Source organism: Streptococcus macacae NCTC 11558, assembly GCF_000187995.2.
Lineage (GTDB): Bacteria > Bacillota > Bacilli > Lactobacillales > Streptococcaceae > Streptococcus > Streptococcus macacae.
This window is the reverse complement of the sequence record NZ_AEUW02000001.1, coordinates 1,242,599-1,254,786: the sequence shown is the minus strand read 5'-3', so window position 1 is coordinate 1,254,786 and position 12,188 is coordinate 1,242,599. Positions and strand designations below refer to the sequence as shown.

Annotated in this window: 9 protein-coding genes and 1 pseudogene; all 10 read left to right on the top strand. The window is 37.4% G+C overall.

Annotated elements, in window-relative coordinates; genetic code table 11:
* Positions 1 to 28 precede the first annotated feature (28 nt).
* The 10 genes and pseudogenes from STRMA_RS05990 to STRMA_RS05945 all read left to right on the top strand — a co-directional run bounded on the left by STRMA_RS05990 (position 29) and on the right by STRMA_RS05945 (position 11,785).
* The gene (locus STRMA_RS05990; protein ID WP_003079066.1) at positions 29 to 598 is read left to right on the top strand and encodes a restriction endonuclease subunit S domain-containing protein; all 570 of its coding nucleotides are present in this window, start codon (positions 29 to 31) and stop codon (positions 596 to 598) included.
* The gene (locus tag STRMA_RS05985; RefSeq protein WP_003080642.1) at positions 588 to 971 is read left to right on the top strand and encodes a PBECR3 domain-containing polyvalent protein; all 384 of its coding nucleotides are present in this window, start codon (positions 588 to 590) and stop codon (positions 969 to 971) included. Before STRMA_RS05990 ends, STRMA_RS05985 begins: the two co-directional genes overlap by 11 nt.
* A gap of 280 nt (positions 972 to 1,251) precedes the next feature.
* Entirely contained in the window at positions 1,252 to 4,476 is a 3,225-nt protein-coding gene (locus STRMA_RS05980; RefSeq protein ID WP_003078921.1) for a type I restriction endonuclease subunit R, read from the top strand.
* Between the two features lie 108 nt (positions 4,477 to 4,584).
* Positions 4,585 to 5,733 carry a restriction endonuclease subunit S gene (locus tag STRMA_RS09505; RefSeq protein WP_003082281.1) on the top strand — a complete coding sequence of 383 codons (1,149 nt, stop codon included), beginning with the start codon at positions 4,585 to 4,587 and terminating at the stop codon, positions 5,731 to 5,733.
* A gap of 17 nt (positions 5,734 to 5,750) precedes the next feature.
* Positions 5,751 to 6,193 (top strand): annotated as a pseudogene (locus tag STRMA_RS05970) (Fic family protein).
* Positions 6,194 to 6,203: 10 nt separating this feature from the next.
* Entirely contained in the window at positions 6,204 to 7,808 is a 1,605-nt protein-coding gene (locus STRMA_RS05965; RefSeq protein WP_003081041.1) for a type I restriction-modification system subunit M, read from the top strand.
* Between the two features lie 154 nt (positions 7,809 to 7,962).
* Positions 7,963 to 9,138 carry an HAD family hydrolase gene (locus STRMA_RS05960; protein ID WP_003079445.1) on the top strand — a complete coding sequence of 392 codons (1,176 nt, stop codon included), beginning with the start codon at positions 7,963 to 7,965 and terminating at the stop codon, positions 9,136 to 9,138.
* Positions 9,139 to 9,556: 418 nt separating this feature from the next.
* The gene (locus STRMA_RS05955; RefSeq protein WP_003080660.1) at positions 9,557 to 10,195 is read left to right on the top strand and encodes a TetR/AcrR family transcriptional regulator; all 639 of its coding nucleotides are present in this window, start codon (positions 9,557 to 9,559) and stop codon (positions 10,193 to 10,195) included.
* A gap of 20 nt (positions 10,196 to 10,215) precedes the next feature.
* A complete protein-coding gene (locus tag STRMA_RS05950) occupies positions 10,216 to 10,617 on the top strand; it encodes a hypothetical protein (protein ID WP_003078898.1) in 402 nt (133 codons plus the stop codon).
* Positions 10,618 to 10,867: 250 nt separating this feature from the next.
* Positions 10,868 to 11,785: a DMT family transporter gene (locus tag STRMA_RS05945; RefSeq protein WP_003081891.1), complete on the top strand. Its 918-nt coding sequence runs from the start codon at positions 10,868 to 10,870 to the stop codon at positions 11,783 to 11,785.
* The last annotated feature ends 403 nt before the right edge of the window (positions 11,786 to 12,188 follow it).

The following is a 12,188-nucleotide window of genomic DNA, read 5'->3' as shown; positions in this document are numbered from 1 at the left end:
TATATGGTAAAAACAGGGAAATTACAAAATGAAAAAACATACAACTTTGCAAGCAGGCAATCCTCAAACAAGAATAAAAAAATCCTTAGAGAAATCAGCTCCTATCTATCATTTTTATTCCCAAGAGCATTTGGAAGCAGATCTATATAGTAATACCGATCAAAAAATAAATAATAAGCTAATTCGGACACTTGATAATGTTTTGCTGTTGTCAGAAGGCGATTTAGTTTATAGTATGATTTCAGGGCAAGGGGCTCTTGTTTCAAAAGAACACGATCACTATTTATTTACGCAAAACTTTGTCAAAATAGAGCCTCAGGAAAGTATATCAAAGAAATACCTCCTATATCTGTTGAATGAAAGTAGAAAAGTAAAAAAACAAATAGAGCTTAATTTACAAGGAAGCTTAGTGCGGAAAGTAACCATAAGTGTTTTGAAAGAAGTTGTATTACCACCGCTTCCCAACTTTGAAAAACAGGAATTGCTTGGTTCGCTTTATCTTAATCAGCTGCGACTGGAAAGTCTTAAAAAGAGAAAATTAGGTCAAGAACATTTGCTGATGATGGAGAAGTTGAAAGGGATTATAGATGAAATATAAAATTATTGGTAAGATTTTACCTTACTTCAAAGAATTAGTTGGCCTAGACAGCTCTATCACAGATGTAGCAGTCTTTGAAGAGGGATTGAAAAAACATTTGGTAAAACAAAACCATAAGGATGTTCTCATTTATTTTGATAAGATTGCTGAAATTATTTCAAAGCCAGATTATGTAGGCATTAATCCAAAGGAAAAGACTGAAAGTATGGAGTTGATTAAACGGTATGATACTAATATTTTATTAGCCTTAAAGGTTGATAGAAAAAATGATTGTTATTATATTCCAACCATGTATACTGTTAGTGAGTATAAAGTAAAACAACGTTTATATAGTGGACGATTGAAAAAAGTTGACAGGTTATTCAAAGAATAGTAGAATGAGAGTAGAAAGGGAAGTCGAGGGCAGAAAAGGTTCCTGCCGCACCTGAGAAGGTATCTGAGATGCTGGGTACGCCGACCAGCCGTCTTCCTAAATTAATTCTTGGCCGTCAACGTTGTTGGCGGTTTTTTTATGCATAAGGAAAATTTAAATGACATCATGAATGATTAAAATTTTCGGTTTTTCTGCTGCATAGAAATAGCAGGAGTTGGACTAAAAATAAATTGCGAAGTGAAGTCAATAAGTTATAGAAATAAAAAGATGGGAGACCGATATGCGTGAATTGGTTTTTGAAAAAGAATTGATTGAATATCTATCGACAGGGCGTGTTCTGGGGGAAAATGATGTGGCAGAAGAGCTGATTGATTTTTTGCCACAACAGAGAATGTGGGAGTATCGTCCTGATATTCGTACGACAGATGCTCTGTGGCAGAACTTTAAAGAGATTTTGGAGCAGCATAATCAGTCAGCCTTAGAACATCGCTCCATGACTGCAACAGAATTTGCACAGGTGAAGAAGATTATTTCAAATCTGCATACGCCTTATCAAGCTGGGCAATTTCTTTATGGTATGAATGGGACATCCCAAATTGAGATTGATTTGGATGATGGGAAGCATGTCTATTTAACTGTTTTTAAACAGGATGCGGTTGCTGCTGATGATACGATTTACCAAGTAGTCAATCAAATTAAACGTCCCGCTATTGTTACTGGTAAAATAGACCGTCGCTTTGATACAACACTTTTGATTAATGGACTTCCTATTGTTCAAATTGAAGAGAAGAAAGATACCATTGATGTAAATGCAGCTCTCAACCAAATGAAAGAATACATTGATGAAAAGCAGTATGGCGATATTTTTTCAACTCTTCAGATCTTAGTAGGGATTACTCCCAATAATGTAAAATATATGGCGAATACACCTTCTGAGCGCTTCAATAAAGATTTTGCTTTTAATTGGCAAGTCAAAGAAGAGGATAGCAAAGGCGTTAGCCGCTATCGCACTGTTAGACAATGGAAGGAGTTTGCTCAGCGCTTTCTCTCTATCCCTATGGCACACCAAATGGCAACGTCATTTATGATTTTGGACGGAACCAAGACAAAAGAGATGCTTAAAGTCATGCGTCCTTATCAAGTTGAGGCCACTCGCAAGGTTATTGAGGCCTTGAAGCATACAGATTTTGAACTTGGAACTAATAAATTAGGTTATATTTGGCATACCACAGGTTCAGGAAAAACCATCACTAGTTTTAAAACAGCTTGGCTGGCTTCGCGCTTGCCTAACGTAGATAAGGTCGTCTTCTTGGTTGATCGTGTGAATCTGACCAATCAAACGCGAGATGAATATCGGGCTTACGATCCAGAACATATAGCGGATAGTATTGAAAGCGGCTCAGCTCTTGGCAGTATTCACGATACTAAAAATACAACAGCTTTGGGGCGTCGCCTTAAAGATAAATCAAGCAGTATTATTGTTACCTCTATCCAAAAAATGGATACCTTGGTTAAACGCCGCTCTTTCAAATCACCTGATAAGAATATTGTTTTTATTGTAGATGAAGCGCATCGCTCTACAAATGGGAATAGTTTTGTTGCTATCCAAAATGCCTTTAAAAGAGCTGCCTGGATTGGCTATACAGGAACTCCCATGGTCGAAGATACGACAAAAGGCACTTATACGCAGGAAGTGTTTGGTCCTTGTCTTCATTCTTATACCATTCGTGATGCCATTCGTGATCGTAATGTTTTAGGATTTAAGGTTGATTTTGAAACAACAATTGACCAGGAGGCTATGAAAGAGAAATACCTTCCAGCCTTTTATCGTGCTCAACATCCCGATTGGTCTGAAGAAAAGATTGGTGAAAAGATTGCTAATCTAAGTCCAGAGGATATGGATGATGCTGTACAACCTAGTTTTTATGATGAAAATCAAGACCATATTCAATTAGTAGTAGAAGATGTCTTTAAAAACTGGAAAAATCGCTCTAATAATGGAAAATATAATGCTCTCTTGACGACACATGTTGGCGGCGGCAAGGCCAGCACTCCGATGGCAATGATGTATTTTGATGCCTTTCAGAAGAAAAATGAGGAACTTAAAAAACAGGGCCAAGCAGATAACTGCTTGAGTGTCGCTGTTACTTTTGCAGACAGTACCAATCATAGCGATCATAGTCTAAAGAGCAATAAAGGCCTTCACCGTGCTATCTCAGCTTACAACGATGAATTTGGGACGCAGTTCGGCATGAGTGATGTGTCAGAGTATACAGATGATGTTGTTGATCGCTTAAAAAAGACAGCAGATGATGGAAAATATCTTGATATTGTCATCGTGGTAGATCAGCTCTTAACAGGTTTTAATGCACCAGAATTAAATACTCTCTATGTTGACCGCACCCTGAAAAACGCTAGTTTAATTCAAGCTTATTCACGTACTAATCGTGTCGCTGATATGGAATCCAAACCTTGGGGACGTATTGTCAATTATCGTTGGCCAGCACAAAATGAACGACTCATGAACGAGGCCTTAGCCATTTATGCGGATGAAAAGTCTGCTGATCTAAGTGATGAAGAGCGTAAGAGACGCAATCAAGAAGACGGGCTTACAGCCAAAGATTTTAATTCAACCTTGACAGAGGTCAAGGAGGTTATTGACCAGCTGCGTGAAATGACAGAAGATTTCAATGAAATTCCAGCATCAGAGAAAAAGTGTGAAGAGATGTATGGATTGCTGAGATCTTATAATGCTGGCATGGCTAAGATTAAACAGTATCAGCCAGAAGATGGTGAGGGATTTGACTATTCAGAACCAGATAAGGTCTTGGAAAAACTAGGAATCAGCTCAGAAGAAGAAGTCATGCTGACAACTGTCTTAGCCAATCAACTGAAAGCTAAATTGGCTGCAGATAAAGAAATCCCAGTTTATCAGCTGGATCTTCGTATGAGCCATATCAAGGATGTTCGTATCAACTATGACTATCTAACCGAGCTCATTGCCACGCTTCTTCGGCAAGTGCATGATCAACAAATGGACGAAGCACAAGAAACACAAGATAAAATTGTCCAATTTGCAGATGGTTTAGATGATCGTTTGCATGCCAAACAAATCAAAAATGCTGCATCAGCTATTATTAAGAAACTTTACCCAGATAAAAATAGTAAACTCAAGTATCCTTATGATTTGGATGACAGCAAGGCTGTTATTGAAGAAGCGAATGCGCTTAATATTGATCAAACAATTTTAGAGTTTCGCTATAAATGGGGGCTGACTGATGTTGTGAATAATGCCGTTTTTAAAGAAATCTTAGCTCAACATACTTATGGGAAACAAGACCTCAATGATGCAAACGCCATTAGCAATTGGCAAAAAGAGGCTGTTAAGACCTATCAAATCATGGCACAAGATGCAGATATTAAACTTCTGTCGAAAGTAAAATATCGCAATAAACTTCGAGCAGCTATCTATGAACTGGCTGATGCCTTGGTCAGGGAAGAGTGAGTTCTTTGCTGAAAATCAGTGTCAGTGTGCTATAATTAAAAAGATAATAGAGCAAGGAGAAAAACAGTAAATGATGATTAAAAGAGCTAAAATTTTGGGGGTATTTAAATGGCAAAAGTACCCAAACTAAGATTTCCTGGATTTACGGATGCTTGGGAACAGGATAAGTTTGCCAAAGTGCTTAAGACTCATCAGTTTCGTGACTATCTAGCCGAGCCAACTGAAAAGGGGAAATATAAAATTATTCAACAAGGTGATAAGCCGGTAGTAGGATATGCGAACGGAAAACCATTTAAAGATTTTCATAAAGTTATATTATTTGGCGATCATACTGTTTCATTGTATAATCCCTTGCAACCGTTTTTTGTAGCAACTGATGGAGTGAAGATTTTAAGTGCAGATGGATTTGATGGTGATTATTTATTTGTAACATTGGAATGCTACAAACCTAAACCGCAAGGATATAAACGACATTTTACAATTTTAAAAAGTAGAGACGTTTGGTACACTTCAAATAAAGATGAACAAGAAGCTATCGGCACTTTTTTTCGTCAGCTGGATGATCTGCTTAGCCTTCATCGGCGTAAATTAGAGGCAGTGGCAAATTTAAAGAAATCTTTGCTTCAAAAAATGTTTCCGAAAAATGGAGAAGTTGTTCCAGAGGTTCGTTTTCCTGGCTTCACTGACGCCTGGGAACAGCGGAAGTTGGGGGAAGTGGCGGATTTTTCTAAAGGTAATGGTTATTCAAAAAATGATTTAATCCAAGATGGAAGTCCTGTGATTTTATATGGTAGACTCTACACTCAGTATGAAATAGTGATTACAGAAATTGATACTTTTGTTGAGCGACAAGAAAAATCTGTCCTGAGTAAAGGAGGAGAGGTAATTGTTCCAGCATCTGGAGAGACCTCTGAAAATATTGCAAGAGCTTCCGTTGTTGAAAATAAAGGGATTATTCTAGGTGGCGATTTAAATATTATAAACGTCAATAAAACTATTGATCCCGTATTTTTAGTGCTAGCAATTTCCAACGGAAGCCAGCAAAAAGAATTATCAAAACGTGCTCAAGGGAAGTCAATTGTTCATATTAGGAATTCTGATTTACAACAAGTTGGTTTACTATATCCTACTATGGATGAGCAATCTGCCATCGGCACTTTTTTCCGTCAGCTGGATGACTTGCTTAGCCTTCATCGGCGTAAGCTGGAGCATTTGAAGTCTCTCAAGAAGGCTCTCTTGCAGCAAATGTTTGTCTAGGAGGCAGCTAGAGGGTATTGAAAAATAAACTAGGTTTAATTTTCTCTTTCGAATTGGCGCAGGCAGAGGAAAACATCAGCAAAGAACGCGCTAAGCAGCTTTTTGAACAAGCCCTAGCCAATAGTGACAAATGCCGCAAACAAGCTTTGATGAGATTATTGAAAAATATGTTGAGATGAACATTGCCCATCCTTTTCGTGAGGGTAATGGCCGCAGTATGCGCTTGTGGTTAGATCATTTGTTAAAAAGTGAACCTAATCAGGTTATTGACTGGTCCTTGGTGGATAAGGAAGATTACCTTCTTGCTATGGAGCGCAGCTCTATTTGAGCTATTGAGATTAAGCATATTTTACAGCAGGCACTGACCGATCAAGTGGACAGCCGTGATATTTATATGAAAGGTATAGACCATAGTTATTACTATGAGGGCTATACACTTTATAAGACAGAAGAGTTATAGAAAGGACACCATGCCAACAGAGTTACAAGCAACAACAAGTCAAATATGGGCAATGGCCAATGAACTGCGAGGGAATATGGATGCTTCAGAATACAAAAACTATATTTTAGCTTTCATGTTTTACCGTTATTTGTCAGAACACCAAGAAGCCCATATTCAAAAATATGAATTAGTGGATATTGAAGACGGGGAATCTATCAGCGAGGCTTATGAAAGAGCAGTAAAAGAAGACGGTTTAGAGGATTATTTGGAAGCTATCTCAGCTGATCTTGGCTATGCGATTGCACCAGAAGACACTTGGGAAGCACTTCTTAGTAAAATCCATAATAATCAGATTGTGCCTAGCGATTACCAGACGCTTTTTGAGCATTTTAATGCCAATGCCAGTCGTAATGAAGAAGCCGCAAAGGATTTCCAAGGTGTCTTCAATGACATCAATATTGGAGATTCACGTTTGGGAAGTTCAACCAATGCGCGTGCCAAGTCGCTCAATAGTATTGTAAAATTGGTTGATAATATCGCTTATAAAGATGAGTCCGGTAAGGATATCCTTGGTGAAATTTATGAATATTTGATTGGCAAATTTGCAGCTTCTGCTGGGAAAAAAGGAGGCGAATTTTATACACCTCATGAAGTGTCGCGTATCTTAGCAAAATTGGTAACGGCAGATATTAGCATTACCGATCAGCATTTTGCGGTCTATGACCCCACAATGGGATCAGGTTCTTTGCTCTTGACTGTTCGAAATGAGTTGGACGGTGGCAGTAAAGCAGGAGCGGTTAAATTTTACGGTCAGGAACTCAGTACAACAACCTATAACTTGGCTCGTATGAACTTGATGATGCATAATGTATCTTATAATAATATGACCTTAAGCAACGCGGATACATTAGAATCTGACTGGCCTGACGGTATAGATGCTGACGGCATTGACCATCCACGCTCTTTTGATGCCGTTGTAGCCAATCCTCCCTATTCTGCTAAATGGGATAACAATGCTAATAAGTTAAAAGACTCGCGTTTTAAAGAGTACGGAAAATTGGCTCCTGCTTCAAAGGCAGATTATGCATTTATTTTGCATAGTATTTACCATTTAAATGCTAGAGGGACAATGGCTATCGTTCTTCCTCACGGCGTTCTTTTTAGGGGAGCGGCAGAAGGTGTTATCCGTAAAACGTTAATTGAAAAAAATTATTTGGATACTGTCATCGGCTTGCCAGCTAATCTTTTTTATGGCACAAGTATCCCGACGACAATTTTAGTTTTCAAAAAAAATCGATCAAGCAGTGATATTCTTTTTATTGATGCTAGCAAAGAATTTGAAAAAGGTAAAAATCAAAACACCATCACAGAGGCACATATTGAAAAAATCATAGCAGCTTATCGCAACCGCAAAGATGTTGAAAAGTATGCACATGTAGCGACTCTTGATGAAGTTATTGAAAATGACTATAATCTCAATATCCCGCGTTATGTTGATACCTTTGAGGAAGAAGAACCAATTGACCTTGCACAAGTCTTAGCCGACCTTGAAAAAGACAATCAAGAAATTGCTGAGCTCGAAAAGACTATTCAAGAACAGCTAAAATTATTGGGTATTGAAGCACGGTTTTGAGAGTGGGGATGGGAAAAATAGTATATTTTCATAAAAAACTGAATCAAGGTTACTATAAATTTTCTTGTATTAGTGTTAATCGCAGGACTCCCCTTTTACAATCTATTAATAAGAGATGAAATTTTGGGAAAGTAGAAAGATAGGAGAATTGATTATGGCCAAAATAGAATTTAAACGAGAAGTAAAAGAAGATAGACCAGTTATTGCTATTTGTTATGATTTTGACAAAACTTTATCACCTGATGATATGCAGGCGCAAGGCTATATTCAAAAAGTCCAAAAAAGCGGTGATGATGAAGTTGCAGAATTTTGGGAAGAGTCAAATGGTCTTGCTAGTGCTAATGACATGGATCAGAACCTTGCTTATATGTACACGATGAAAAAGAAAGCAAGAGGTCAAATGCTTTTTACAAAGAAAAAATTGGCTGAGTATGGATCGAAAGTTAAGTTATTCCCAGGTGTAAAAGCTTGGTTTGAAAGAATTGAACAATATGGTGAGGAAAAAGGTATTATTGTTGAACACTACATTATTTCTTCTGGCTTAAAAGAAATGATTGAAGGGACGGATATTGCTCCGAACTTTAAAGAAATATTTGCGACCTCTTTTTATTATGACGAAGATGGAGTCGCTGTTTGGCCTGCTCAAGTTGTTAATTATACCAATAAGACACAGTTCCTTTTTAGGATTTCGAAGGGAGTTCTTGATGTAAACGATCAGAGTGTTAACGAATTCTTCAAGCCTGAGGAAATCAGAATCCCTTTTAGAAATATGGTTTATATTGGTGATAGCGATACAGATATTCCTTGTATGAAACTGGTAAATTCCCATGGAGGTTATTCTATAGGAGTTTACGACTCTAAAAAGAATGATAAAAGTAAAGTTCACAAGATGATGCGAGATAATCGTATTAGTTATTTTGAACCTGCGGACTATTCTGAGAATGAAGGATTAGAACGACTTTTAAAACTTATTATTGACAAAACGGTTTATAATGAAAAGATTTTTAATAAAATGTATGCATGTAAAAATGAAGCATTTCATGATATTAAGCAGGATGAGTCTGAACAAGAAAAAATTGATCTTATTAACGAACTAGAAAGTAGTGATACTTTTGCGAATACTCACCGTATCATTAATAAAATGTTCAAGATTAGTGAGTGGTCAAATGAAGAAGCAGATGATTTACTTATAGTGGCTTACCACAATAGTCAAGTTCGTTATATTATCCAAGACGAAGACTTACAAAAGTTTTTTAAAAGAATTGTAAAATTTGCTTCTCCAAATAGTACTTACAAAAATAAAATTAAAGAACTTTTTGACAAAGAATAAGCTATCTGTTTGTACTGTAATACTTTTAACGACATATTTTTAAAAAAGGAGTATCCCATGTAAGTGTCATATCAGATTAAGAAAAAGACACTGAATCAGATGGAAATTATGGGCTAGATAGCAAATGATATTGACCAGAGAACTGATGATAACTCCAAAAAAGAATTAAATCCACAGTTTGCATATACTGTTTTGAATGGGTCATTCAGAGAACGAGTTAAGCATATTGCTCAAGGCAGAACTCAAATCTATGTGAATTATTCTTCTGTTGAAAGCCCCTTATTATTTCTAAAAAAATAGAAAAATCTCAGAAAAAAGCCAATTCTTATTGGCTTTTTTCTTGTTGACAATTTTTCAGGGGTCATTTATAATAAAAACAGACCGATAGTCTGTTTTTTGAGAGAAGGATAGGAATGAAATGAAACAAAGTGAGAAATCAATACAAACACAGATAAAAATTAAAGAAGCTGCTTTAGCTCTTTTTTCTAAAAAAGGATATCAGGATACAACAATGTCTGATATCGTGCAGTTAACGGCTTTGTCGAAAGGGGCGGTTTATCATCATTTCCAAAGTAAGGAGGAGATTTTACAGCAGCTCATGGAAGAAGAAATGCGAAAGGTAACAGATGCTATGAAGGCGTTGGCAGCAGCTGAACACTTGCCTGCGAAGCTGCGTTTGCTGGATTTGCTGGATTTTTTGATTGGCGATGAAGGATTGAATCAGTTATCTCAGATAAATTGGTCGGAAAAGGTTCCCTTTGGTTTACTGTTTACTTTAAGAAATACAGTTAATGTGCTGTCTAGGTATGTGAGTGAGATTATTGAGCAGGGCAATCAAAATGGTGAATTTTCCTGTCCTTATCCCTTTGAATTGGCTAGTTCATTTGTCATTTTGCTGGATGTTTGGCTGGATCCGACAATTGCAGATTCATCTCATTTAGCTCTCTCTCAGAAAATTGATTACTTAGCCTATTTTTTGAACAGTCAGCAGCTTCCTCTCCTTTCGGATGAAAAATGTCAGGAACTTAAAAAACGTGTATCGATCAATCAACAGTAAATAGTGGAAAGGAGAAAAGAATGAATAAATTTTTAAGAATCATGTTTGTACTAGTACTTGTAGCTATGATGGGAGCAACCATTTTGCAATTATTTTTCCCTGCTTATATGGGAAGGCAGTCAGGTTATGGTGTTTCATATGGCTGGCAAAGAGAAATAGCTTTTTGGGATATTTCGGTTATTCTGGTTTTGCTGGCGGTTAATATTAAGTATGACTGGTTTTATCTAAGAGTCGTTCTATTAGCGCTTATCCTTGGCGGTATCGGAATTGGCAGTAATCATCTCTTGCATTTTCTGCAGTCGCACTCTCTGATCAATGGTCTTGGTGCAGCAGAAAATTATCTGCTGGTTGTGGGCTGGCTAAGCGGCTGGTTCATTGAAAAACGTAAGCATCGTATGGAAAAACTTTCACAGTCAGCCTAGCACTGGCTGTTTTTTTATGTGGTTGGCAAATAGTCATAAATCAGAAATAAATAGAAAAAGGATAGGCAAGCACGAGACCTTTAGTAAAACAGACTAGCAATTACTTGACCAGAAAGTTTGATTTGCCTGCAAAATCATTTGATTTAACCGGATAAACAGATGTCTATTATTGATTTTTAATTCAGCCTGCCATTACCAGCAGAACAAATTGTGCTAAAATAATAAAGAAACTATTATTTTTGGAGTTATTATGAATAAATCGTTTAGCGGTGTTGTGTTGATTGTTCTGGCTGCGATTGCCTGGGGGCTGTCCGGTGTATCAGGCCAGTATTTGATGAAGCAGGGGATTTCTGTTTATTTGCTGACATCTTTGCGGCTTTTGTTGTCAGGGATAGTTTTGATAGCTTTTGTTCTGATAAAGCAGCCTCAGCAGCTTAAGCGGGCTTTGTCCAGTAAAAGAGTATTAGCTGGTATTTTTCTCTTCAGTATCTGCGGCCTTTTGCTTAATCAATTCAGCTATCTGCAGGCGATTCATTATACCAATGCCGGGACGGCCACAGTTTTGCAGTATATGGCGCCGGTTTTAGTCTTGGCTTTTACCTGTATCAAGAATCGCAGTTTGCCGGCAGTCAGTGAAATAACAGCTATTATACTGGCCATTTTGGGAACTTTTATCATAGCAACGCATGGCCAATGGAACAACTTGGCCCTAACACCGCTTGGTTTGTTTTGGGGTCTGTTTTCAGCCGTCACCTATACACTCTATATGCTTTTGCCTATTCAGCTTATAAGAGAGTGGGGGAGTCTGTTAGTCATTGGCCTTGGGATGTTTATGGGAGGTCTTGTATTTGGTCTCTTCACTCAGGCCTGGCAGTATGATCTTAAGTTTCAGCCAAATACTGGCTTTGCTTATATTGGCTTGATCGCTATTGGCAGTATTTTTGCCTATACGGCACTTTTAAAAGGTATCAGTCTCATTGGTGCAGTAAAAGGCAGCTTATTAGCTGCTATAGAGCCGATTGCAGCCGTCTTTTTTTCCGTTACCATTATGAAAGAAGTTTTTTATCCCCTTGATTTTATCGGTATGCTTTTTATTGTCTTAGCTGTCTTGCTGGTTTCATTGAAAGATCTCTTGACTCTAGTGCGTCAAAGGATGCAAAAAGACTAAGCCAGCTTTTATGTTATGCTTTTTCTCAAACGAATTCCATAGCTAAGATTTGAGCCCAAGGACTCAAATCTTCTGAAGAAGCTGGGACCAAAATCCTTGGTCTCTTTTGATTTTTATGAGCTATTGCAAGACGCAGTGGTTGGTTGGATAATCTTATCCCTTGCTGTACAAGTAATAGAAGCTATCCTAACCAACTGTGCGGAGGTGACAGTCAAAACAGTCCTGTAGACTGTTTGAGGTCATCAAGCAGAAACTAAACTTGCTGAAAAATCAAAGACTTGATCTGACCGATTTTTATCTTATTTCCATTTTTGACTATTCTGTCAGTAAAATATCTGTAAAACAATACCAAACATATTGTAATCTTTTTGAAAACTTTGTATAATAAGAATGACAGAAATCA